Origin of the sequence: Dendronalium sp. ChiSLP03b (assembly GCF_034531165.2) — a bacterium.
GTDB classification, from domain to species: domain Bacteria; phylum Cyanobacteriota; class Cyanobacteriia; order Cyanobacteriales; family Nostocaceae; genus Dendronalium; species Dendronalium minutum.
In genome coordinates, this window is record NZ_JAVRBR020000017.1 from 16549 (window position 1) to 41309 (window position 24761).

Genomic DNA, 24761 nt, shown 5'->3' on the forward strand with positions numbered 1-24761 from the left:
TTGAATAAAAAATGGTGGCGATCGCTAAGAGAATCTGCTGCAAGCGGGAAAATTGCGATTTGCGGTCGCAATTTCCCCGCAGCGATATGTCTGAGTAACTTTTATTTCGCTCTCAAAAACGCACGAGTTAATAGGTTTATATTTAAGATTCTTGCTCAGTAGCAAGTCTTACTTGTTCGATAGTTAAACTAAGTAACTGAGCAACTTCTTCCATCGACATAAGTAGAAAGGTGCAAATAAACATAATTATGTAACGAAAAGTAAACTTAGCTCAAACCCTCTTCGCTTCTGCCATCTGCCATCTGCCATCTGCCTTGTCTCAACGATAAATATTCACACCGACCTACTTATTACGAGCTAAAAGCCGAGGTACAAGTTCAAGTTTTAGTTCTTTTCGTCTTTGTTCTTTCGCTTCTCGATAAATTCTAGTTTCCTCTAAACAAATATATCCTTATATCCGTACTCGATCGCAATCGATGGCCCCCTCAAGGTAATTCAAAATCAAAATTTTTGCCAAGAAATGGTGGCGATTTCTGAAAGAATTTGCAACCAAGTGGGAATTGCGATCGCAGATGGTGAGTCTCCAGCAGCAATATATCTCAGCAACTCTTCTTTTTTGGAGAGATTTTGCAAAGTGGGAATAATTTGATCCAAAATGCCCTCCAATTCAGCATTCACTTGCTGATTGACTTCGCTAACATACTGCACAAGATGTAAACTGGCGCTGGCAGTGATTTCATCTCGCAGTCGCAAAACAAAAAGCTGGTGATTCGTGGATCTGGATGCACTTTGGCTTCTTTCAGGGGCCCAATCAAAGATTTGCCCAATATTATGTTTTTCGTCTTGACGTGCCAAAGGAAACATAATTTCGGGTGAAATCGCTTTGTCTTTGCTACTGATTTCGGAGATGATTGCTTCTTGCCATTGGTTGGGATCGCATCCCAGCAGCAGTTTGTAAAATAAATCAGCTTCTTCCCCACCAAATGTTCCTTCAATCTCTTGTTCTACTTCGGGGCGGAGGATGGCCTTGAGGTAGTCGCGTTCTTTGAGTATGCGATCGGATAATTTGTTCAACGAGTCTACCACTGCTTGCCGAATGCGATCGCGGGCAAATTCTTCTAGTTCTTTGACAGTTTTGGCAAAAGCTGGATAAAAATCGTCGCTTTTAGTAGGAATCGCACTATTAACTCTGTTACCCCGATCGAATAGTTTACCAGCTGCACCTTTAGATTCGGCAAGGGCGATCGCGCCATTATTGGCTTTATTAAACAACAAAGTCCACTGGTTCCAATTAAGTATCCTATAGGTGAGTTCATCTTTGACCACATCGCTGACAACTTCTCCGCGTCGGTCTTTGAGTGGTTCTTTACCTAAATCTTTTTGAAAGTTTCTATAGGTTTTATCTAAATTTTCAATCGCCACCCGCAACTCGATCGAGGCTGGACTATCTCCCGTGGGGATGCCTTGCTCGTGAATTTCGGCAATAATATTTTCTAAGTTATTTTGTTGTTGACGCAAATTCTCGGCAGCCCTGCGAGTATCTTCATACAGTTGCTTAAGTCCGTGAGTCGCGACATGGTTTTGAATCAATTCTCGTAGTTTGGCAATACCCCCGTCTTGAGCAAAGTAACCTAGTTGTCTGCCGAGATGGCTGCGTGCATCTGATTCTAGTAGGCGTTCGCTTAAGTGCTGCCACTTTTGTTGCAACCGCTTCGACCCTTCCAGGTAATTAGGATAATCTAGGTTCGCCAAAAACTCTGGTGAACCTGCTTTGACAGTACTGGAACGTTTGGCTAATTCAGCCAGTCCCAAGAGTGGCGATAGCAAAACGATGCGGTCTTTGTGGGTGGTGAAGGCGCTGGCACCGTCGATTGTTGTTTGCAGAACTTTGAGTTTTTGGAAAACAGTATCTTCATACAAAGGACTGTTGGCTGCGGTATCGTCGATTAGTTGGTCGAGTTCTCTTTCGCCGCCTTCGCTGTCTAAGGGTAGTTGGTCAAAGCGACCGACACCTACAAGAATTAAATCTTTGAGGTTTTGTCCCGGTCGCTGCTGCTGCATCATGGTGAAGATTCTATTAGCGCGATCGCTTCCGGGAGATTTGCCATTCAGCAATACTAAAATTGTCTGTACTTCTGCCAATTCCCGCAGTGACAAAAAAGTATCCCTAGCACCGGAATTAGCAGCACCCAATCCTGGAAAGTCTAAGAGAATAAATTCGGAAGCACCCGTCACATCCCAAACTTCCCGTGATATTTTTACCTCAATATCAACCCGGCGGATCAGTGGAAAACTGTTTTGTATGAGCTTTGCTGGTAGCTTTTGGGGTGGACTTGGCAATCGGATATGCGCTGGAGGTAGATCCTCAAAACCGAGGGTTTGGATCGCCATTGGCTGTTCGGCTAGCTGTAGCCCTTCACGGGCGGTGGTAGCATCAATCTGGTAGCGTCCACCACAAAGAGCTTCCCCATAGGAATGATAAGCACGAACAAATAACACCAACTCTCGTAGCAAATAACGTAGTTCTAAATTATTACTGCTTTGCCATAAATCTTCGCACCAGTTAATAATATCTTTCCCAGCTTCTAGCTTGGAGACAGGCAAGGTTGCAAGCCCTGCGGCTGTAGCCCGTTGAGTTGCTTGCTCCAACATGAAGCGCAGACACTCATTCACCCCTTCATGAGCCAAATACTCGACAGTAAAATTCCCCAATTGGGTTGTAACAAATCCTGCTTGGGGTATGAGATGAATTGCCGTAATGTTTCCTGTAGTTGGGTTTTCACTGACTGGTAAAGCATCAGCATATCCAATCAAGCTGCCTAAAAGTAAAGTTTTCCCACTACTAAATTCTCCCATCACGCCGATTTTGACTGGCGAAGTGGCAAGTTCTACAGTTTTATCAGCAGCTTCTCGGAGGCGTACGAGACACTCATCAAGCCTAGCTGGTACCCAATCTTCTTGTTGAGAGGGGAAATGAGGCACTGAATCTATTTTTTGGAGAATAAATTCGCCGTACTCTTTAAAACATTGTAGTTTTCCTGGTTCCATCAGTATTTTTTCATCCAAGCTAAATTTATGTGAGTTTTATAACACAAAAAATGCGATTAGCAGTCCTGCTAGTAATGCGTTTATATGATGCTTCCTAGTTTTATCAGATTGTTATCTATTTTGAGGAGATTGGTTTTGATTAATCTACATTTTTGCGAATAAGTTGCTAGTACCGCTGCACGGAGTAAAATTAAAATGCTCTATTTATAAGCCTGGTAAGCATTTTCAATAGTATCCTTGTTTTGACCTCTTGTACTAGTATCGGCTCAAGTTAAAAACATATATCTTGTCCGTTGGATAAGCATAATACTGATTATTTACTTTACAATTAGCATACAGAAATATTCAGGGATATAAACCACAAATACAGCAAATAAGAGTAGATAATGATGTAATTTAATCATCAAAAAACTACTGAAATTCATCCAATTAGATACTATTAAGTTACTAAAATTACAATCACATAATTTAGTATGGCTTTTGAAAAAAAGTAACAAATAATAAATTTTACCGTTGAAGGCTGACAAATAGCTGGATTGTCTTTAACGTAAATTCATGTATTTTTATGTCATCTTTACAAGATTTTAAAGATGAAAAAACATAAATATCCCACAAATTAACTTTTCCTTTACTGAAATCGTATTAAACTCAAGTCTTAATTAAAAGAAACTACTTTGAAAACTCATTTTATATACTTACACGCTCGCATTCTTATTCACTATTGAAGCAGAGGTTCTAAATTATGTGAAAATTTAGCAATGTTTTTCCATTAGGTTAGTAATTAAAATCACTTAATCAAATATTCATGGATTCTCAGTAAATGTCCATAAAATCTAACTATTTTTTGAATTAATATATTCTATATTGAAAACTTATATAACAAAATTTTCATCATTAATAAATTTCAGCAAAGCAGGTAGATAAAAGTGTTTACTGAAAAACTGCAAGCTCACATCGCAGAAACTCTAGTCTTAGAGGAAGAAATACAATCAAGCGATAAATTCCACTATCAAGCACGTGAAGCACATCACGAATTAGGACTCAGAGTCGAGACACGCACAACAGAATTAAAAAATGCACTCAAGCAACTGCAAGCCGAAATTGTAGAACATCAACAAACTAAACAACAATTAAGCCAAAAAACATCAGAACTGGAAGCAGTTTTAAAAGTGCTGCCTCATTTATATTTTCGCCTTGATGCTGATGGAGTTATCTTAGATTACAAGCCGGGAAAAATCGAAAATTTACACAATTTACAAGGAGTTGTTCCAGGGAAGCAAATTCTGGAATTTTTACCGCACACTCTAAAAGTTCAATTTCAACAAGCAATAACTCAAGTACTGCAAACTAAATCTTTAGTTAGTTTTCAATATACCTTACCGTTGCTAAAAGGGAATGGTAATTTTGAAGCCAGATTGTCACCATTACAAGAGCAGCAAATTATTGTTCTTGTCCGGGAAATCAGCCACTCAGAAGCTAAATTTAGAGCGATCGCCCAACGGGAAGCATTGCTAAATCGCCTATCTAGCCAAATTCGAGCTTCCCTAGAACTCAATTGCATCTTAGAAACCGCAGTCCAGGAAATCTGTAACTTATTCCAAATAGATCGTTGCGCCTTCTTTTGGTATCGCCAAAACACTGATTCACCCTATTGGGAGTGTGTTTACGAAGCGAAAAGTCCTATATTACCTTGTCTGCTAACAGATAGAGTAATTTCTACAGAAATTGAACTCATAGCAGTAAAAGCTTTACACAAAGAAGTCATCCGCATTGATGATGTTAATACCGTGAACGATCCCATAGCACAGCAGGTTTTGGGCGATTTTGGCTTTACTGCTTTTATGTCACTACCGATACACACTCAATCTGGTGAAATTGGTGCATTTAGCTGTGGTTACTGTCATGGCTTTCGACCTTGGCTGGACGATGAAGTAGAATTGCTACAAGCAGTTACCGATCAAATAGCGATCGCCATTGACCAAGCCAAACTTTACACTCAGACTCGCATCACTGCCCAAACAGCCCAAGACAAAGCACAGCAGCTAGAAGCAGCTTTATTAGAACTTCAACAAACCCAGGCGCAACTGATTCAAACAGAGAAAATGTCCAGTTTAGGACAGTTGGTAGCGGGTATCGCTCACGAAATCAACAATCCCGTCAGTTTTATTTACGGCAACATCACCCACGCCAGTCAATATGTACGGGATTTGCTGCACTTGATAGAACTTTATCAACAGCACTACTGCCCACCAATACCAGAGATTCACGAGCAAATCTATGCGATTGATTTAGATTTTCTCAGCCAAGATTTGCCTAAAATCCTAGATTCTATGAGTATAGGAGCTAAACGCATTCAGCAGATTGTCCTATCTCTACGCAATTTTTCTCGCCTAGATGAAGATGGCATGAAGCCAGTGGATATCCACGAAGGCATCGATAGCACCTTGCTGCTGTTGCAAAATCGCTTGAAAGCTAAACCAGGACAACCAGAAATCCAAGTCATCCAAGAGTACGGCAACTTGCCACAGGTAATGTGTCACGCTGGACAGATGAATCAAGTGTTTATGAATTTATTGACAAATGCGATCGATGCTTTAGAGGAGGGAGTGGGGAAAGAGTTTTCCCAACCCTTAATCCCCAATACCCAATCTCCCATACCCCAGATTCGCATTCGTACTGAACTTACAGCCGACGAGCTAGTAACTATCCGCATAACTGACAATGGCCCAGGAATGACTGAAAAAGTAAGTAAAAGTTTATTTGATCCCTTTTTCACTACCAAACCTGTAGGTCGAGGTACTGGCATGGGGTTATCAATTAGCTATCAAATTGTTGTCAAAAAACACTGCGGTCAATTACAGTGTTTTTCAGCACCAGAAGCAGGAGCAGAATTTGTGATTACAATTCCACTACAGCAAGCCTTAGAGGAATAGAAAGACAAGGTAAGTAATTCTTCACTTCTGCCCTCTGCCTTCTGCCTCCTACCTTTTGACAATTGACAACTAATATGCCAAAGGTTCAAGTTAATGGGATTGATTTGTTCTACGACATCAAAGGAACGGGTGAGCCTCTACTATTAATTGCTGGTTTCTTGTGCGATCGCTCCTATTGGTCGCTAATCATGCCATCACTCGTTTCCCGATATCAAGTCATTCGCTTCGATAACCGAGGAATGGGGCAAAGTTCTGCTCCCAATAGTCCCTGTAGTATTCAGCAGATGGCAAATGATGTTGCAGCATTGCTCGATCGCATCGGTATTGATAAAGTGCATGTAGTCGGTCATTCAATGGGTGGTCAGATTGCTCAAGAGTTAGTATTGGCACACCCGCAAAAGGTCAATAGTCTGATACTACTATCATCTTTAGCAAAGGGCGATGGGCGATTCAATAGCCTTATTGAAACTTGGGGCGACCTCCCCATTCATGTAGACTTGAAGCTTTATGAAAAAGTCGTATTGCCCTGGATATTTACGGATGGGTTCTACTCTATCCCTGGAATGATAGAAGGTCTAATCGAATTTGCAATTAACTACCCCTTTCCTCCAAAATCTCATACACTCTATCACCACAGCCGAGCTATCCTTGGTAGTGACACAACAGACCGCCTCAAACAGATTAATTGTCCTACTCTAGTTTTGGTGGGGAAACAAGACATTCTCACCCCAGTTAAGTTTTCCCAGCAACTTGCCCAAGGTATTACCAACGCTGAACTTGTAGTGCTTGACTCTGGTGGTCATGGCTTCTTGATTGAGTCGCCGGATGCTGTGGCTTCAGTCATGCTCAACTTCATAAAAAAGTTGAAACTCGATGCTATGCAAGGAGATGATTCTATACAGGCTTACATAGATTTGACATAAAGAGCAATTACATCCGCTAAACGCTCAAAGTATTTTAGGCACTTTCTCTAGCTATAATAACCATCTTTAAAAATCCTACTTTTTTGAGTAACAAGTATGAGCTAATTTTTATAGATTTAAAATCAATCTACTTAATTGCCAAGATTTAAATGTTGGTTTAAAAAGATTTATTGAAGTTTCTGTTGATTTTTCATGAAGAATAAAAATATACTGATAAAATTTGGTTTCATAAAGAGGATAACTTAAGAAAAAAGAAAGTTTTAATTTGGTCGTAAAAATTTAAAAATCTGTCAGTTTTTAAAATGAAAATAGCTTTCATAGTTGCAAAATTTCCCCTTTTGTCAGAAACGTTTATTCTGAACCAAATTACAGGATTGATTGAACGCGGGCATGAAGTTGATATTTACGGTATGATTTCCAATGATAATTTAAAAGTTCATCCCGCTGTAGAAAAATATCATTTATTAACTCGTACTTATTATCACCCGTTACTTCCTAAAAACTACTTTTGGCGCTTAGTCAAATGTCTGGGATTAATACTAGTAAATTTTCCCCGAGCACCTTTAAAAGCACCTTTAGTTGTACTGCGATCGCTGAATATTTTTAAGTATGGTAGGCGGGCAGCTTCCCTAAGATTGTTGTACTCAGTAATACGGTTTTTAGAAGCTAAACCATACGATATTATCCACTGCCAGTTTGGCACATTAGCTCTGGATTGTATGATTTGGCAAGATATTGGAGCGATCCAAGGAAAGTTGATTACTTCTTTTCGAGGCTATGATATCAGTTGGTTTATTCAGCAGCAAGGAGAACATGTTTATGACTCACTATTTGCTAATGGAGATTTCTTTCTAGCAAACTGCGAATATTTCAAGATAAAAGCGATGAAATTAGGTTGTGATGAAAAAAAAATAGTTGTGCATGGTTCAGGAGTAGATTGCAATCAGTTTACTTTTAAAGAAAGGCATTCTCATACTGATGGCAAAGTTCGCATCACTACAACTGGTCGTCTCGTCGAAAAAAAAGGTATAGAATATGGCATTCGTGCTGTTGCTAAATTAGCCAAGTTAGGCAAAGATATTGAATATAACATCATAGGTGATGGATGTTTAAAAGAAAACTTGCAGCAGCTAATATATTCTTTGAATGTTGCCGATCGCGTGAAGCTTTTAGGTTGGAAAAATCAGCCAGAAGTTATTGAAATTCTCAACAACTCTGATATTTTTATGGCTTTGAGTGTTACAGCTGAAGATGGTAACCAAGATGCCCCAGTCAATACATTGAAAGAAGCAATGCTTATGGGTTTACCAGTCATAGCTACTCTTCACGGTGGTATTCCTGAACTTGTAAAAGATGGTGTTTCTGGTTTTCTAGTTCCGGAGCGAGATAGCGATGCCATAGCTGAAAAATTAACTTATCTCATAGCGCATCCAGAAATTTGGTCGTCAATGGGGCAAGCAGGTCGTGCTTTTGTAGAAGCAAACTACGACATGAACAAGCTTAACGATGAGTTAGTACAAATTTATCAGCAAGTACTAATGCAAGATTTACTTGTACGCCAGGAGGAAGCCCTAGCTTCTGTAGCCAAACTGAGGTATAAAGCCTGAACAAGCAAAATTTTCATCTTCGATCTTGATTCAAATTAATAGCAATTCAAGTATGAACTCATTAGCGATCGCAGCTCTGGAAGTTACAATTATTGTTGTGGCACGGGAGCGCTTCAGTTACACCCGTCAATCCCTAGAAAGCATTTACGAACACACCGATTATCCCTTTAAATTAATTTATGTAGATGGAGGTTCTCCACGCCATATCAGAGATTATTTGGCCGAGCAAGCACAGCAAAAGCAATTTCAATTGATTCGCACCAATTACTACCTCTCCCCCAACCGCGCCAGAAACATCGGTTTGCAACAAGTTACGAGTAAGTATGTAGTCTTCATTGATAACGACGTAATAGTTGCCCCTAACTGGCTTCAGCCTTTGGTGGAATGTGCAAAAGAAACAGGAGCAACTATAGTTACCCCCATCATCTGCCAGGGTATACCTTTACACCAAGAAGTGCATTGTGCAGGTGGAGAATCTGGGATTTTGGTGGAAACTCAAGGTGAAACAACAAGACGGCGAATAATTGAAAAAATTGATAAACAAGGTCTGCGGGTAGCAGATGTGCAACCCCGACTACAACGGCAAAAAACCGGGCTAGCAGAGTTCCACTGCATGATGGTACGTACAGAAATATTTCAACAAATTGGCTTGCTAGATGAAGGACTGCTAAACACCAAAGAATACGTTGATTTAGGCATGTTAGTAGCCGAAGTTGGTGGAACAATCTACCTCGAACCCAAATCTCTGATGACTTTTGTCACAGGACAACTACTGCAAATGAATTCTGTGACAGGGCCATTACTAGAGTTAATAGACATACACTACTATATGTTGCGTTGGAGCGATGCCTGGGAATTGGCAAGCCTCCACCACCTACGCGACAAGTGGAACCTGACCGAAGATGAGTACTTCAAAAATAGGTACAGACGTTTGGGATGGCGGCGAAATATGACAATTATCAATCCTTTTGTTCAAAAACTGCCTATTGGCAAGTTTGGCGTTCGACTAGTGAAGAAAATCCTACGCTTCATAGACAAAGCACTCAACCCTTACATTAGTAGCCATTATGCTCGCACACAGATGCAAAGTGTGCAAAATCAAGCCCCAATACCGTCGATCGAGTCTCCAATAAAAACATTGTTCCAATAGGATTGATAATTGATATTTGCAATCTATCTTGAGAAAAGGGCAAGAAATTTTGAAGAGGAATCAGATTAATTTTCACATGTCTGAGGTTGTTAATACGCCTGAAAGTAGTCTCAAACATCCTTTGAAGTTGTTCAAACAAATGTGGCGAGACTTGCTAACCTCGCGCGAACTTACTTGGCGACTGATGGTGAGAGATATTAGCGCCCAATATCGTCAATCATTTTTAGGAATAGCCTGGGCTTTTTTACCACCAATTGTCATGGCTGTAAGTTTTACCCTTGCCTCTGAAGCTAAAGTAATTAATGTTGGCGTTACAGATTTGCCATATCCAGCTTATGTGATGTTTAGTACTGCATTGTGGCAAACATTTGTCGAAGCTTTAAATGGCCCAGTACAAGCGGTGACAGCAGCAAAATCCATGTTAGCTAGAGTTAACTTTCCCCGAGAAGCACTAATTTTAGCAAAGGTAGGTGAAGTATTTTTTAACTTTGCAGTTAAGCTGATTTTGATAGCTCTATTGTTTATCTGGTTTCGCATTCCCGTCAGTTGGACAGTGCTTTTAACTCCAGTGCCATTAATTCATTTAGTTCTGCTAGGAACATTTATTGGTCTTTTTTTAGCTCCATTGGCAATTTTATATCAAGATATTGCCAAAGGATTAACTCTAATTACAGGGTTTTGGCTGTTCCTAACACCAGTAGTTTATCCATTACCCAGCGAAGGCACATTTGGGTTTTTAGTTCAGCTGAATCCTGTGACACCTCTTCTAGTAACAGCCAGAGAATTAGCAACAACAGGAGTCTTATCAGATCCTTTAAGATTTTGGATAGTAAGTACAATTACTTTAGTTGGCTTGCTGTTAACTTGGGTGGCATTCCGCCTAGCTATGCCTTTCGTTGTTGAAAGAGTTAGTTCTTAACGATGATTAAATTAAGCAATAAAGAAATTACCGTTCAACCTCAAAATACTGAAGTAGTTGTTTCAGTTGAGAACGTTTCTAAAAAATTTTGCCGCGATTTAAAACGGTCTTTAGTATATGGTGTTCAAGACATCGCAACAGAATTAGTAGCAGCAAATAGAAAAGGTGATACTCTGCGTCCCAAAGAATTTTGGGCATTAAAAGATGTCAGTTTTCAACTCCGACGAGGAGAAGCACTAGCCTTAGTTGGTTCCAATGGAGCCGGTAAAAGTACGCTCTTACGCATTATTAGTAGTTTGATTAAACCAGATGTTGGCTGTGTCAGAATTAGGGGTAGACTAGCTCCCTTAATTGCGCTGGGAGCAGGGTTTAATCCTATCTTAACAGGACGAGAAAATATCTATGCAAATATGTCAATTCTGGGTCTATCTACTAAAGAAATAGATCAAAGATTGCAAGATGTGATCGATTTTGCCGAAATTTCTTACGCCATTGATGCACCTGTACAAACTTATAGTTCTGGGATGGCAGCTAGGCTAGGATTTGCCTGTGCAGTTCATATAGAACCAGATATTTTGTTAATCGATGAAGTGCTGGCTGTGGGAGATATAAAATTTAGAATGAAATGCCATCGCAGGTTAGCTAAACTTCGAGAACAAGGTACAGCTTTTATTCTAGTTTCTCATAATCCCGCAGCTATATTAAATGTATGTGACTCTGCTGCTTATTTGTCACAAGGGAAGTTAATTGCAACTGGTAGTGTAGATTCAGTTGTTCAGAAGTACGAAGAGGATTTGAATTTAAGTAGTGCAGAAAAATCTGTAGGACAGATATTTTTGCCAAAAAAACCGGAAAGTGAAAGCACAGGTATAGATATTGTTTCTCTATGTTTTAAAGATGAGCAAGGAAATGTCATGGAAACACTCCTCAGTGGTGAAACTGCTTCCTTGTGTGTGGAATGCAAAGCATATCGCGAAATTACTAAAGCTAATTTGTGCGTAACTGTTACAGCTATAGGTGGAGAACGCGAACGAATTTTCTATTTAACCTCTGGTAGCGATAACGAAGATTTAAAAGTATTGCCAGGAAAAGTTGAATTGCAAATGTATATGCCTTTTTGTTGCTTAAGTCCTGGTGTATACAGCGCTAAGATTTTTATCAAAGAGGGTGCATATTCTTTTGATGCGGTTGAATCTTTTCGGTTTACAGTGAAAGCAAATAACGCTGCCCATGAATCTTTATTTTATCAACCGCGACAATGGAAAATTATAAACTCTTGAAGCTAAATTTTGTCAATAGATATATTAATATAAAGCAATTGCTTAAGCAGCAAGTTGCTTTTGCTGATAAAGAGGAATTTCTATGACAAATTCTGCGCCTTTGCCAGGGTAAGAAATACACTGCAATTTTCCTTGATGTTTCTCAGTGACAATTTGATAACTCACAGATAAACCTAAACCAGTTCCTTTACTCACAGGTTTGGTAGTGAAGAAAGGGTCAAATAATTGCTTTTTAACGCTTTCTGGAATACCACATCCGTTATCAGCAATGCTAATAATGACCTGCCGTTCGGCAGTCAGTTCAGTACGAATGCAAATCTGGGGAATCGGGGATTGGCTATCGGGAATTAGGGACTTTTTCCTGAAGTTGCTGAAGAATTAATCCTCTGACAATTTGGTAGCTAGCAATCCCAATCACAGCAATTACTAAAATAGAACCAATCAAAACCAGAGGTGTTGTTACATTATGCGAGGGCTTTCTGTGCTGAGTTTGATACTGCCGAAACCCGGACAAACTAATTAATTTTTTCTAGTTAAGCAGTATCATCTTTATCTCCAAATATGAGTTTACTCTTACAAACTTGTTGACTGTTGACTGTCAACGACCATTATTACTATTGATTGCTGATATTTTGCTCGCAGCTATAAATTGGGTAAAATATATAATTTTTTCAGTTCAAGCTAATTATTTAAATAACCATTAATCAACTTTTGTAAATCCTGATTTTCCTGGGAGATTTTTCAAAGTTGATTATGTCTAATCAGACGGACTTAGTATTACTCGACAAGGCGTGGAATTGCGATCGCGAATTCTGTGCCTTTGCCAAGAGTAGAAATACATTGTAATTTCCCCCTATGTTTTTCAGTGATAATTTGATAACTAATAGATAAACCTAAGCCTGTACCTTTACCAACTGGTTTAGTGGTGAAAAAAGGTTCAAATAATCGCTGTTGCACGCTTTCTGGAATACCAGAGGCATTATCGATAATGCGAATAATTATTTGGTCGTCGGCAGTGAGTTCAGTATAAATGCGAATCTGTGGATTGTCAGTTGTCAGTTGTCCGTTGTTCTTTATCCTTTGTTTTTCCATTGGCCACTGACCCTTCGGATAATCTTCTGTTCGAGACGCTTCGCGAACGAGTTCTCCTTTGGAGTACGCAGTCGTCTGAGGAGAGTTTCCCTCCTCAGAACTGCTCGCTGTCTCACTACTAACCCCTTCGGGGTTCGCCAGTCGGTCCTGGGGGTTTCCCCCAAGACCGCGCTGGCTCACGGACTCCTCTAAAGCATCAATCGCATTGGCCAGAAGATTCATAAACACCTGATTGAGTTGTCCGGCGTAGCATTCCACTAATGGCAAATCGCCGTATTCTTTGATAACCTCAATTGCTGGACGATCAGCTTTCGCCTTGAGCCGACTTTCTAAAATCATCAGTGTACTATCAATACCTTCATGGATATTCACGGCTTTGATTTCTGCTTCATCCAAGCGAGAAAAGTTTCGCAGAGATAGCACAATTTCTGTAATTCTTTCTGCACCAACTTGCATCGAAGTCAGCAAATTGGGTAAGTCTGCCATGAGGAAATTTAAATCAATTGCTTTTGCTGTTTTTTGAATCTCTGGGACTGGATGAGGATAGTGTTGTTGGTAAAGTTGCATCAGTTTGAGTAAATCTTGGATGTATTCATCGGCATGAATGATGTTGCCATATATAAAGTTGACTGGGTTGTTGATTTCATGCGCTACTCCAGCCACCAATTGCCCCAAACTAGACATCTTTTCGCTTTGCACAAGTTGAGTAGCTAACTGCTTTGCTTGTTCTCGCAACTCTGCTTCTGACTGTCGCAATATCTCCTCTGCTTGTTTGCGCTTAGTAATGTCATGGAGAATGACAACATATTCCCGAAAATCTTGATGGGGTCGGTCTGAGATGGAAACTTCCAAAGTTCTGATCTGAGTTTTGTGGACTAGAGTTTGTTCGCTGCGCTTTGCCCACTGTTCTGGATAGTTAGCTAATTCAGGCAGCCATTTTCTCAGGTGATTTCCGTATAATTCCAATGGTTTGACACCAAAGAAAGATTCAGTCGCTGGATTTGCTTGCCGAATTATACCCTGTTCATCTACTACTAAGATGCCGTCTTGGGCAACGATAAACAAGTGTTCGGCAGCTTCGCGAGCTTCTGCGATCGCTACTACTTGGGGTAAACTTGTCCAACAGGCGATCGCTACTCCCACAAATGCAACTATCATCAACAGGACAACAAATATATTGTCGCCTCCTGCATTTGTCGCTTTGGTCAATTTCACACCAAATAACCAGCCCACAATCAATGCACTGCACAGTAGTAAAATCAGGACGCTCACCTGGAACATTACTGAGTCCTTAATAATGACCGAAGGGCGCGATTGATATCGCCGCAGCCACCAACTCAGACGAAAGGGTCGGAAGGCAACACACCGGATAAGAGCATCAAATCCTATGATGCCAATGGGAAATAACAGTCCAATGAGAAGGTTTATCCAACCCCAGGCCATTCCGCCTACTAGCAGCACTATAATTTCTAACAGCAGAATACCCAGAGAAATCCGGGGGAACAAAACCTCTGGGCGATCGCGCCCCAGCCAAAGCCCCAAATGCAATAACATAAAGGAGACAAACCAGCCGATGTTGCCAACGGCAACGATGCGTGCTACGTCTCCCCAAATTAAATAGATTAAGCACAACACCAGCGTTAAGGTCAAAGCTGGAACGAATACACCCCGACGCGATACCACAGAAAATACTGGTGAGATGTGATTGTCTAAAGCCAGCTGATACAAAATCCTCGGACAATTAGAAACGACTGTTGCAGAACCTAAAAGACAAGCAGCTACTAGCAAAAAAGAAACGCTGATAGCAGCCGAATTTCCCCAAAAGGGTTGAGAAGCCGCCACAAGATTGAGAAAAGCATTGTCTTTGAGGCTTGGATCTGTTGCTAACCGCATAATTACCCAAGATCCCCCCAGAAAAATGGGTGGCATAATCCAGGCAGCAATATCTAAAAAGCGCAATGTCTGAGTGGGATTGCGGCTATCGGCGACAAAGGAGGAAGCCGTTTCACAGCTGTAGGTGGCATAAGTAACAAAAAAGAACCACTTTGCCCAATCCACGAAGTTCGGAGATGACAAATTGCTAGGAAAAAACCCAGGACTAGCACTAGAGAACGCTAACCAGCCCAGACCTTGCACGCAGAAGGTGATTAGTAGTCCAAACGCTGGAATTACAAAAAACAAATGCAAGATACTTAGCGCACGAGTGCCACTAAACGCCACTACAAACGGCAACAGTGTAAAGCTAATATCTAGCAAGATGTCCGGACAGGTAAGGCCCAATGCCTGCAAATTTACCTTAATTAAGTCTCTGAGTACAATTGTATTAACTGATAAGTAAGAAACCCAGTTGAGAAGATATCCAATTGCTGCATAGCGAGCTAGTCCTGGATAGTTTTTTAACAACTTGGTAGCATAGTTAGGCGTTCCTCCTGCCACATCAATAAAATGCATACCCAAGCGCTTGACTTGATAGTTGAGCAGCATCCCAAAAATTACAGCAGGTATCCAAACGAAAATAGCCTGTGAACCGAGAGCAGCATGAATTGCTGGAACTAAGGCTGTCCAAGAAATATGAGCTGTTAAACCGAAGCCCCAACTTTCAACAGCACTCAGGCTTCTAGTTAAGCGAGGATATGAAGGTTGGCTCAGAGGTGCATGAGCAGGATGGGACATGATTGGTAGTGCTGGGTAGGATACTGTAGTTAGCCTTATTAGCTAGAGTTCCCATCCCCTCAATTTTATGAACAGAGACTTGTATCCCACAGTCGTTCGATTTTGGATTTTTTCCACGGATAAATATGCTGGCTTGCAGATTATTGACTTTATACCAATTCTCTATTCGTGCAAGAAGTCTAATAAATTATGATTGCTACATCAACAAATAAAATTGTCTCTACCAACCTTTTCTTTTTCCTAATTTGGTGAGAAATCCGAGTTAGAACGGCTCAAAACAGTCATATGTCCTTACATAATCATTTCCTAATTTCGGAAAGGAATTGATAGGTTTTGATTAATTTTGTCCTAAAGTAAGGGAGATAAAACGTGAGTGAACAAGTCGATTGCAGAGAACTAAAAAAGCATGGGTGGCAGATTTATTGTGTTTGAAGGAGTGGAAGGCTGCGGTAAAACTAGCCAAATGCAGCTTTGTTGTCAGTGGTTGCAAAGTAATGGCATCCCGGTAGCTGTCACTCGCGAACCGGGGGGAACAGAATTAGGCTTGGAGCTGCGCCGCTTATTGCTAGAAAAGTCAGAGGATAAACCAGTTGCTGAGGTGACAGAATTATTGTTATATGCTGCTGACCGATCGCAACACGTTGCACAAGAACTCAAACCTAATCTGGCAGCGGGAAAATATATATTATGCGATCGCTACACAGACTCTACTATTGCCTACCAAGGTTACGGACGGGGTTTGAATATGAGTTTGATCGAGCAGCTCAACCATATTGCCACTGGTGGGTTAGAAAGTGACCTGACTATCTGGCTAGATGTTGATGTTGAGGTAGGACTGGCGCGTAAACGCGGGAGTGAAGCCGAATTAGACCGCATCGAACAGGAGGCGATCGCCTTTCATCGCCGTGTCCAGCAAGGATATGCGGAGTTAGCGGCATCCTATCCATCCCGAATCGTGCGCGTAGATGGCAGCTTCAGTAAAGAGGCTGTGCAACAAAAGATTCAGAGGATTTTGCGCGATCGCCTGAAGGAGTTGCCGTAGGCATCGCCTTCTATCCACTGGTGTAAAGTCGAGCTTTAGAACTACTACTCTGTCAAGTTAAGTTTGTTGGGTTTGTAGTGAGCGCTTTAGCGCTCAAATCAAGGACTAAAGTCCTGACTACAAACTTATTTACTTATCAAAATTACTTTGACAGACTACGACTTTTTGGCGATTCAGTGAAGATTCTGTTTAATTAGCAGCCTGGGTTGACACTGTTAATACCTGCGGTGGTGTCGCATCTGGTGGATAAAGAAAGTCTACTTCTACTAATCTGCGATCGCCTGTTTTCATATTTAGTGAAACCAATGGTTCGCCTGGTTGTCCTCTTTTTTGCACTAAATGTACAAACTGGGTTTGGGGCTTACCTTGGTCATCTTTATAACGTACTCGCACTGTTCCTCTAAAGAAGGTTTGACGGGCTGGCGTACTAAAAAAGCGCAGTCCTGGTTTTACTAACTGGTCTTCCTTCAGTGGCGTTTGCATTGATACAGCAACTGTTTGCAGACTTTGAGTATTGTTATATAGCGGCAACTTCAGACTGTATTGAATTGCATAGTTGCCATGAGCGCGATATGCGGTATCAGGATAACGCACCAACATAGTAGCACTCTGAATTTGATTAGTGCCCAAAGTTCCACCATGTAAAGTATTGAGGGCGTAAGAAAACACTTGCCCAGGTTGAGGAATAGTTAGATACCTCGTTTTAGAATTATCTGTCAATAATGCTTTCCATTGAGTACCGCCAACTACTCCTGCCACACGACCGTAAATTCTGGGCTTGCCAGTTTCTTCTAGGGGAGTGGGTGTTTTATCTCTTGGCCCAGATAAATCACCATTATCTAGTAAATTTTGCCACTCTTCCAATGTCGGCGCACGCTCGCTACCATCAGCATTAGTCCGCGCAAACATGGCGAGACTAGCTGCATATACTGTGCCATTACTCCGCAGGCGGATTAATGTAGACCGACCATTTAAAGGTGGTGTCAGTCCCTTCACGGGAATGGGCAAATTGAGTAACATCTGACTTTGCCCTGGTGGAATCACTATTTGAGCAGGGAAAATATTTTGCCGTCGTCCCCTCAGTACATCAGACATGACGCGATCGCCCGGACCGGCGAAAACTGTACCCAAAATATTTTGAGTAATAGCTGGTAACTCAATAAATGGCGCATCTGGTTGACTCAAATAACTTGCCGCCTGCAAGATATTCACTTTCACCGACTCAGAACTAGGGTTATGCAGAATAATTCCCAAATAGAGCGATTTTAAATCTTCAGGTGGTTCAGCTTTCGCAACGTGGTGGGCAAAAACATCAAATCGTCCCCGAAAGGGAAAATTTAGATGCGCTGTTGGCACTTTTTTCCCATCTGGTGGAAAGGTAGAGAGTAAAATCCCTTCTTTCAAGACCAGTTCTGGACTATTGCTATTAAACGTTGGTATCGTATCCAATTGCCCTGGTAAAGGTCGTACTTCTTGTGGTTGCACTACTTCTTCAGGTGCTGGGGCAGCAGGAGTTAATTGCGCGAGGGTCAAATTTAGTAATAACGGCAACATATACTTAGATGTTTTCTCCACCATACAGACGCTCTTCATTTTATGAAAGTGCCAGTCTGTTAATAATTAATACAAAATCAGCAATAGTTACCGCTAAATTTTCGGAAGTTAAAACCGGAACGTGGACAAAGATACAACGTGTAGTGAGTTGGTTTTGGAGCAAGTAGTTCAATACTGAATAATAAAGACCTTCACAGACAAATTTACCGCAGTCATGGCTAATATCAATTGCCTTAGCTCCCAAGATTAGTTGCTCTAAATCAACCGTTGTCTGCAAAACACTTTCTTTACAGCTAGCAACTACTTCGATACTTAATTGCGTGCGGCGCTCAGCCATGCCACAACAGATAATGTAATCGGGTTGAAATTCAGTGATTTTTTGAATTACCTGCGAACTAGCAAGCTGAACATCTACAGGTAGCAGGCGTAAAAAATTTAAGTTATGGGGGAGCGAGTCAACTTTAGTAACTTCAAGTAATAAATCATCAGAAGAATTTGACTGTTGATCGCTTAGCCAAGTGTCAAAAGAAGTTAATAATATTCTTTTCTTCATAACAAATATTATTTAGAATAGAAAAACCCTCCATAAATAATTTACAAGGAGCAGGTCAATGCCAATTATTGCGGTCGTAGATTACGAGATGGGAAATTTGCACTCAGTCTGCAAAGGCCTAGAAAAAGCTGGAGCTACTCCTAACATTACTTATTCTCCCAAAGAATTGGCAAAGGCAGATGCAGTACTGCTGCCGGGAGTGGGAGCTTTCGATCCAGCAGTGCAACATCTGCGATCGCGTGATTTAGAGCAACCCATTAAAGACACCATTGCATCTGGCAAACCTTTCTTAGGAATCTGCTTGGGCTTGCAAATTCTTTTTGAATCAAGTGCAGAAGGTAATCAACCAGGACTGGGAATTATTAAAGGAAAAGTGCAGCGTTTTCGACCAGAACCGGGAATTACAATTCCTCACATGGGTTGGAATCAGCTGGAAGTGACTCAACCCAAAAGTATTTTATGGGAGCATTTGCCAGCTCAACCTTGGGTATATTTTGTTCATTCTTACTATGTTGACCCAATTGACCCGCAAGTCCGTGCTGCAACTGTTACTCATGGTACTCAGACTATAACAGCTGCGATCGCTCATGAAAACCTGATGGCAGTTCAATTTCACCCGGAAAAATCTTCTAATATCGGATTGCAAATCCTGTCTAATTTTGTTGCTCAAGTCCGTGAGAAAATTGCTGCATAATCATGTTTTGTCATTTGTCATTTTGTCATTTGTTAAGAATTGAAAATGACCGCTGACTACTGACCATTGACCATTGACTATTGACTAATGACTTTAAGAATCTACGGCAATCGTCAGATTAAAACTTTACCTGGACAAGAAACCAGACCCACTAGTTCGCGGGTAAGGGAGGCAGTTTTTAATATTTGGCAGGGAAGAATAGCAGGTTGTCGCTGGCTAGATTTGTGCGCTGGTAGTGGTTCAATGGGCGCAGAAGCTTTGTGTAGAGAAGCTAGCTTAGTAGTAGGAATTGAACAATCGAGTCGAGCCTGTGCAACCATCCGACACAATTGGCAGCAAGTCGCCGACGCTGAACAAGAATGGCAAGTATTGCGGGGAGATGTCATCCAGCAGTTAAAAAACTTATCAGGAAAGCAGTTTGACAGAATTTACTTCGATCCGCCTTATGCTAGTGGATTGTATCAACCAGTGTTAGAAGCGATCGCCTCTTATCAATTATTAGATGCCACTGGCGAAGTAGCAGCAGAACATAGTCCCCAAGCTTGGACACCTCCAGCGATCGCAGCTTGGGAAATTTGTCGCGAGAAAGTTTACGGTAACACAGCTCTTACTTTCTACAGAACAGTAAAGTCTGAGGGATAAGGAGGCAGAGGGCAGAGGGCAGAAGGCAGAAGGTAGGAGTTTGGAATTTTATCTCCCCCTGCTTCCCCTGCTTCCCCTGCTCCCTTTACCTCCTTAGCCTCCCAACTGGTTGGGGCGCTTGTATTGCTTATAGGCAGCGTAAAACAGCCCAGCGAGGGTAACTACAATTAGACCAAGGACAATACCTGACAGCAGGGGTTCAACCACTTTAAATCTCCTGTTTGCAATTCTTCAAGATTCATATCTCGTTTTTGATTTTACCAAATTGAGGGTGAATCCCGCTCCCTACAGTGTTTTTGAGTGAAAGATGTTCATAAAAAAACTGTAATCTGTGCTTGCAGACACAATCAAGAACTTTTAAGCTATGTGTAGGAAATGAAAAATTTTTAGCACACCTAGACTTTCACCGCAAACCTTTTGGATAACCAGATTACCAAACCTGAAACTCTGATTCAGCGCATCGCACTGTTGACTCTGGCGATACTGCTAGCAGTCCCTTTGGGCATTTTTGGTGTTCAAATGGTTCGAGCCTCCGATCCATATGTCAAAAGTGTTCTTTCTTTGACAGGAGATCCAATTCAAGGACATGCTATCTTTCAAATCAATTGTGCCGGTTGTCATGGACTGGAAGCTGATGGACGAGTAGGCCCCAGTTTACAAGCTGTCTCAAAGCACAAGTCCCGGTATGGACTGATTCACCAAGTTATTAGTGGTGAGACACCACCCATGCCCAAGTTCCAGCCTAGCGTCCAAGAGATGGCTGACCTTTTGAGCTATTTGGAAACTTTGTAAGTTCAATATCCAAAGGGATGGAAAAAACAGTATGTAGGACACAGTTCTTTACATACTTTTTTTGTTATAGATTCCAGGGCTTTTCAAGTTATTGAACTCCATCACTCCCTATCCCCATACGGGCGTAAGGCCTTGCGCTCCTACCCACTCCCTAATCCCCACTTCCAACTCCTCATCTCAAGCGATTGGCGTGATTTTGGACTAAATATCTTTACCAAAAGACTGTTTTAAATATTACAGATACCAAATTGGTATCAAATATCAACTATTGATGCATCTCAATATGCAACAATGATTAGCGTGATTCTGTAATCACACTCTAAGGATAATGGAGATGTAATATTTATGAGTCAGTCCCCTAACCCACAGGCAAGAAAACTTTTGTACATTGTTGGTGTAGCTCTTGGTCTTGCTCTGTTGCTGACTGCTTTAATTTATTTCTTATTGGGAATTGGTGTAATCAAGTCTGTTTCGACATATGTGGTTTGGGCAATTATTCTTTTTTCTATTGGTGCTGGTCTATTGAGCGGTGTCGGGACAAGAGGTTAATCTCTGATATTGCTACAGTATGCCAATAATAAACTTGTATAGAATTTAAATTAAGAGCTATTTTTGCTAAAAGATATCTATAAAAATAAATATTAAATTTTGTTAATATTTTAGTTAAAATGTAACACACTCCATTTGCGTTGGTGCATAGTGTCTGCAAATCAGCAAATCACCTTGAACAATATAGCGGTTTTCACTTCGTTGCAATACAGTTAGAACCCCACCCTGCTTTTATATGAGCAAATGCAGGTTGGGGTGGAAGCTTACTTCATGCAGACGAGACTTGCTATGGTATTGTGGCATCACATAATGGCAATAAATAGATACCCTCTAGACTTATTGATTTTTACCTATCGAATATTTACTTCTTGCCAGTGATTTCCAGATTGAGAATTTTCAATCCTAGTAGCTGATTTTTTGGAGACAAATGCATTTGAATTGGTTTTTTGAATAGCAGAAACCCTAGCTAAAGCTAGCTTTTGACTTTGAGTTTGTAAGCGCTGCTTTTGAGTATATTCGTTCAGTTTGACCTGAGCTTGTGCGTAAACAGAAGTATTTTTGGGAATTTGGCGTAGGAATTTAACAGCAGCATTAAAGTCACCTACAGATGCTTTTTTGGAAGCATTATGTAAAAAGTAGGCTGCTCTAATCTGCCGCTTTTGATTGTATTCAGCTAACTTTCGTTGAACTAAAGCACCAGCAGAACTTTCTTGGGGAATTTGACGCAGATACTCTAAAGCAGTAGAAAAATCTCTTTGGCCAGCTCTTTCGTAAGCTTTTGCTAATAAGTCTTGCGTTTGGGCTTCGATGTTAACACGTGCTTGCTGAGCCAGTTTGTCTGTTTTGGATTGCCAATATAAAATATCTGGAACGTTAGGAGTAGCACGCAGAACATCTGACCATCTACCTTCGTTTAAGGCTTGTTCAGCTATTAGATACTGTTGTGCAGCTTCTTGCCATTGCTGTTGCCATTCTTCGATTGTGGCTTGAGCTTCTGGATAAATATTACTGTAAGAGGGAATCGATTTAGCCAGAGCGATTGCTGCTTGCAAATCTCCTGTTTGATATTCTTCAGTTGCTTTATATAAAGTTTCCGTTTCTGAGTAAGCTGGAGAAGTATTCAGCAAAGAATATACTCCCAACCCCATCAACAAAGAATTAGCTGCCAGTCCTACTGTCATTCCTGTTAGTAGGGGTGATGATTTCCCAGGTGCAGGCTGTTGATGAGAATCATCATTTTCAGCAGTTGGTTCTAAAGCCAGAGTAGGCTGAGTTTCCGCTGCCATTTGTTTGAGTACACGCAGTACTTCATCCACAGACTGGAAGCGGTCTTGAAAGTCATAGCGGATCATTTGGCTAAGAACAGCAGCGAGATAATCGTTAACTGGCGTGTTTGGCGATCGCCAGATAATCTCATTAGTATAAGGATCTACTTGTAATTGCAGTGGTTCTATTCCTGTTAACGCTTGGATGGCAATCATACCCAAAGCATAAATATCGCTATTGGGTTGTGTTTGACCAATGAATTGCTCTGGAGGTATGTAACCCAGTGAAGTCACAGGAATACTATAGATAGGCAATTCCGCATCTATGCCAAGATCGACTGACTGGATTGAGCCAAAGTCAATTAAAACTAACTTGCCATCAACAGCACGTCTGATCAAGTTTTCTGGTTTGATATCGCAATGAATAACGCCTTGAGAGTGAACAAATTCTAAAATACCTAAAACATCTATTAAAAATTCCACCACATCGCTTTCAGTCCAAACACATCCCCACTCTTGATTTATGGGTAGTTCGGCAGTCAAGTCGTGTCCTTCAATAAACTCCTGTATTAAATAGAAACGCTCATTTTCTTCAAAGCAGGCAATAAATTCCGGAATTTGCTGATGAAGTCCCAGACGCTTGAGAGTTTCAGTTTCAGTGAGAAAGCGTAATCTCAAAGTGTCTAAGTAGCTAGGCTGGCAATTATTAACCTTCAGTTGCTTAACGACACACTTAGGGTTATCCGGGTAATCTATATCTACTGCAATGTATGTTTGTCCAAATACCCCTGCACCTAGGCTTTGGACGATTTGGTAACGCGATTGTAATACTTTACCGATCATGTGGTAGTTCATGAGCTGGTTACTTAGTAAATCCTTATATAGGTTTTCTAACATGGTCTTTTCTTTCCGGAAGTCCTGAAAAGTAAATAATTAGAGGCTTGATTCCTAAAATGCAAGTTAATTTTTTAAGTATTTTTACTAAGAAAATATAAATTATTTTAATACTCTAATCAAACAAAAATACAAATTTGCTTTAGGGTATTAAATATTGCTCTTAGTAAGCAAGTAGCAGTATACAAGTGTAGAACTCTACAGCTGATTCATTGTTGCAAAGATTTTGAAAACTGGATTATTTATCAGCTGATGAGCATTAAAGTTGCATGGAACCAGGCCCGAAGCACTGACTACAAGCGAATTATTCAGGAAAAATGAATGACAATTAGCTTATATTATGATGCCTAATCGACACTGACGATAGCATAACAAAGGAGTTCCCTCTGTAGCCAGAGAAAACCCCTTTTGTATGATGCAGTGAATGAATTGATAGAGGATATAAGCCAGCAGAAAAAATGAGTACTTAAGTATTAGACATGGAATCGAAAAATAATGAGATATGAATGCTAGTCTACAGGCAATATGGTTTTAGTTCAGAGGGCAGATCGCATAAGGCAGAAGGAAAGTTTTTTTCATTCTTCCTGCTATACGCAGTTCATGACGGCTACTTATGCTTTTCTGCTTAAATCCTTCCCCCTTTCCCTTGTCATTGTGTTGTTGCTAAGGTAGATTCTGGCAAAAAATATTTCAGATTTTCTCGCTGAGTTGCAAATCTCAAGTATTGCGATGTCATATCTGGTGTAAGCAGTTCTATCATCAATCTGTTTTCCACCCAGAATTCAATCACGTCAAAGAAAGAATCGCGGTTACAAGGCACTACACGCCAACCTTCACGGACACCGATTTGCTCAATTTCTTCCTGGCTAGTAGATACGGAGATGGCTGCATGAATATCTGTAAATCTAGAAGTAATGGCGTTATTCACAAATACACACTGTTCATCACTTTCGCCAGGTTGTATCTGAGAGCCTAGAGGATAAAGTTCAATCACTGTACCGTGTTCATCGAAAGGTATAACCATATAACTGCCTGGGTTCGGAAAAAAGGAAACAGCCTCTGCTTTTAAGATTTCTGCGAGAACTTGGGCAACGTGGTGGGGGTTGTTAACAGCAATTGAAATGTGGTGAATCATAAAATAACCTCTCTTC

At 40.8% G+C, this 24761-nt stretch carries 18 protein-coding genes and 1 pseudogene; 11 read left to right on the plus strand and 8 right to left on the minus strand.

Going from position 1 to position 24761, the window contains the following annotated elements; translation table 11 throughout:
• Positions 1-501: 501 nt before the first annotated feature.
• Complete coding sequence (locus tag RMY31_RS04520) at positions 502-3048, minus strand: dynamin family protein (protein ID WP_322658184.1); 2547 nt, start codon at positions 3046-3048, stop codon at positions 502-504.
• A gap of 926 nt (positions 3049-3974) precedes the next feature.
• On the opposite strand from RMY31_RS04520, the gene RMY31_RS04525 reads away from it, so the two are divergent.
• The 6 genes from RMY31_RS04525 to RMY31_RS04550 all read left to right on the plus strand — a co-directional run bounded on the left by RMY31_RS04525 (position 3975) and on the right by RMY31_RS04550 (position 11860).
• Positions 3975-5981 (plus strand): ATP-binding protein, encoded by a 2007-nt coding sequence (locus RMY31_RS04525; RefSeq protein ID WP_322658183.1) that lies wholly within the window; start codon positions 3975-3977, stop codon positions 5979-5981.
• 74 nt (positions 5982-6055) lie between these two features.
• Complete coding sequence (locus RMY31_RS04530) at positions 6056-6904, plus strand: alpha/beta fold hydrolase (protein ID WP_322658182.1); 849 nt, start codon at positions 6056-6058, stop codon at positions 6902-6904.
• Positions 6905-7206: 302 nt separating this feature from the next.
• Positions 7207-8511 (plus strand): glycosyltransferase, encoded by a 1305-nt coding sequence (locus tag RMY31_RS04535; RefSeq protein ID WP_322658181.1) that lies wholly within the window; start codon positions 7207-7209, stop codon positions 8509-8511.
• 52 nt (positions 8512-8563) lie between these two features.
• The gene (locus RMY31_RS04540; RefSeq protein ID WP_322658180.1) at positions 8564-9661 is read left to right on the plus strand and encodes a glycosyltransferase family 2 protein; all 1098 of its coding nucleotides are present in this window, start codon (positions 8564-8566) and stop codon (positions 9659-9661) included.
• Between the two features lie 76 nt (positions 9662-9737).
• Positions 9738-10580, plus strand: a complete 843-nt coding sequence (locus RMY31_RS04545) for an ABC transporter permease (protein ID WP_322658179.1) — start codon at positions 9738-9740, stop codon at positions 10578-10580.
• A gap of 2 nt (positions 10581-10582) precedes the next feature.
• On the plus strand, positions 10583-11860 hold the full coding sequence (locus RMY31_RS04550; RefSeq protein WP_322658178.1) for an ABC transporter ATP-binding protein: 1278 nt from the start codon (positions 10583-10585) through the stop codon (positions 11858-11860).
• A 42-nt stretch (positions 11861-11902) separates the two neighbouring features.
• Here the strand turns inward: RMY31_RS04550 and RMY31_RS04555 are convergent.
• Positions 11903-12184, minus strand: a pseudogene (locus RMY31_RS04555) (sensor histidine kinase); the annotation flags it as partial.
• Between the two features lie 453 nt (positions 12185-12637).
• Positions 12638-15625 carry an ATP-binding protein gene (locus tag RMY31_RS04560; RefSeq protein ID WP_322658177.1) on the minus strand — a complete coding sequence of 996 codons (2988 nt, stop codon included), beginning with the start codon at positions 15623-15625 and terminating at the stop codon, positions 12638-12640.
• A gap of 406 nt (positions 15626-16031) precedes the next feature.
• Here RMY31_RS04560 and tmk point away from each other — a divergent pair, with 406 nt between their 5' ends.
• Entirely contained in the window at positions 16032-16667 is a 636-nt protein-coding gene (gene tmk / locus RMY31_RS04565) for a dTMP kinase (RefSeq protein WP_322658176.1), read from the plus strand.
• Between the two features lie 189 nt (positions 16668-16856).
• Here the strand turns inward: tmk and RMY31_RS04570 are convergent, their stop codons facing one another.
• On the minus strand, positions 16857-18221 hold the full coding sequence (locus RMY31_RS04570) for a DUF3370 domain-containing protein (protein ID WP_322658203.1): 1365 nt from the start codon (positions 18219-18221) through the stop codon (positions 16857-16859).
• A gap of 40 nt (positions 18222-18261) precedes the next feature.
• On the minus strand, positions 18262-18774 hold the full coding sequence (locus RMY31_RS04575; RefSeq protein ID WP_322658175.1) for a peptidase C15: 513 nt from the start codon (positions 18772-18774) through the stop codon (positions 18262-18264).
• A 58-nt stretch (positions 18775-18832) separates the two neighbouring features.
• Between RMY31_RS04575 and hisH the strand changes: the two genes are divergently transcribed.
• Together hisH and rsmD are read left to right on the plus strand one after the other, a co-directional pair.
• Positions 18833-19468: an imidazole glycerol phosphate synthase subunit HisH gene (hisH, locus tag RMY31_RS04580; protein WP_322658174.1), complete on the plus strand. Its 636-nt coding sequence runs from the start codon at positions 18833-18835 to the stop codon at positions 19466-19468.
• Positions 19469-19555: 87 nt separating this feature from the next.
• A complete protein-coding gene (gene rsmD, locus RMY31_RS04585; RefSeq protein WP_322658172.1) occupies positions 19556-20110 on the plus strand; it encodes a 16S rRNA (guanine(966)-N(2))-methyltransferase RsmD in 555 nt (184 codons plus the stop codon).
• A 93-nt stretch (positions 20111-20203) separates the two neighbouring features.
• On the opposite strand, the gene petG is transcribed toward rsmD, so the two are convergent.
• Entirely contained in the window at positions 20204-20317 is a 114-nt protein-coding gene (gene petG, locus RMY31_RS04590) for a cytochrome b6-f complex subunit V (protein ID WP_206266952.1), read from the minus strand.
• A gap of 210 nt (positions 20318-20527) precedes the next feature.
• On the opposite strand from petG, the gene RMY31_RS04595 reads away from it, so the two are divergent.
• Together RMY31_RS04595 and RMY31_RS04600 are read left to right on the plus strand one after the other, a co-directional pair.
• Positions 20528-20902 carry a c-type cytochrome gene (locus RMY31_RS04595; protein WP_322658171.1) on the plus strand — a complete coding sequence of 125 codons (375 nt, stop codon included), beginning with the start codon at positions 20528-20530 and terminating at the stop codon, positions 20900-20902.
• A 345-nt stretch (positions 20903-21247) separates the two neighbouring features.
• Entirely contained in the window at positions 21248-21451 is a 204-nt protein-coding gene (locus tag RMY31_RS04600) for a hypothetical protein (protein ID WP_322658170.1), read from the plus strand.
• Between the two features lie 350 nt (positions 21452-21801).
• Here the strand turns inward: RMY31_RS04600 and RMY31_RS04605 are convergent, their stop codons facing one another.
• The gene (locus RMY31_RS04605; RefSeq protein WP_322658169.1) at positions 21802-23571 is read right to left on the minus strand and encodes a serine/threonine-protein kinase; all 1770 of its coding nucleotides are present in this window, start codon (positions 23569-23571) and stop codon (positions 21802-21804) included.
• Between the two features lie 688 nt (positions 23572-24259).
• Positions 24260-24745, minus strand: a complete 486-nt coding sequence (locus RMY31_RS04610) for a hypothetical protein (RefSeq protein ID WP_322658167.1) — start codon at positions 24743-24745, stop codon at positions 24260-24262.
• Between the last annotated feature and the right edge of the window lie 16 nt (positions 24746-24761).

Bases quoted from the DNA above. Each gene is read 5' to 3' on its own strand.
- hisH (WP_322658174.1), top strand. From the start codon at position 18,833: ATGCCAATTATTGCGGTCGTAGATTACGAGATGGGAAATTTGCACTCA.
- RMY31_RS04545 (WP_322658179.1), top strand. From the start codon at position 9,738: ATGTCTGAGGTTGTTAATACGCCTGAAAGTAGTCTCAAACATCCTTTG.
- RMY31_RS04550 (WP_322658178.1), top strand. From the start codon at position 10,583: ATGATTAAATTAAGCAATAAAGAAATTACCGTTCAACCTCAAAATACT.
- RMY31_RS04575 (WP_322658175.1), bottom strand. From the start codon at position 18,774: ATGAAGAAAAGAATATTATTAACTTCTTTTGACACTTGGCTAAGCGAT.
- RMY31_RS04610 (WP_322658167.1), bottom strand. From the start codon at position 24,745: ATGATTCACCACATTTCAATTGCTGTTAACAACCCCCACCACGTTGCC.
- rsmD (WP_322658172.1), top strand. From the start codon at position 19,556: ATGACTTTAAGAATCTACGGCAATCGTCAGATTAAAACTTTACCTGGA.
- RMY31_RS04600 (WP_322658170.1), top strand. From the start codon at position 21,248: ATGAGTCAGTCCCCTAACCCACAGGCAAGAAAACTTTTGTACATTGTT.
- RMY31_RS04520 (WP_322658184.1), bottom strand. From the start codon at position 3,048: ATGGAACCAGGAAAACTACAATGTTTTAAAGAGTACGGCGAATTTATT.
- RMY31_RS04560 (WP_322658177.1), bottom strand. From the start codon at position 15,625: ATGTCCCATCCTGCTCATGCACCTCTGAGCCAACCTTCATATCCTCGC.
- tmk (WP_322658176.1), top strand. From the start codon at position 16,032: ATGGGTGGCAGATTTATTGTGTTTGAAGGAGTGGAAGGCTGCGGTAAA.
- RMY31_RS04570 (WP_322658203.1), bottom strand. From the start codon at position 18,221: ATGTTGCCGTTATTACTAAATTTGACCCTCGCGCAATTAACTCCTGCT.
- RMY31_RS04530 (WP_322658182.1), top strand. From the start codon at position 6,056: ATGCCAAAGGTTCAAGTTAATGGGATTGATTTGTTCTACGACATCAAA.
- RMY31_RS04605 (WP_322658169.1), bottom strand. From the start codon at position 23,571: ATGAACTACCACATGATCGGTAAAGTATTACAATCGCGTTACCAAATC.
- RMY31_RS04540 (WP_322658180.1), top strand. From the start codon at position 8,564: ATGAACTCATTAGCGATCGCAGCTCTGGAAGTTACAATTATTGTTGTG.
- RMY31_RS04535 (WP_322658181.1), top strand. From the start codon at position 7,207: ATGAAAATAGCTTTCATAGTTGCAAAATTTCCCCTTTTGTCAGAAACG.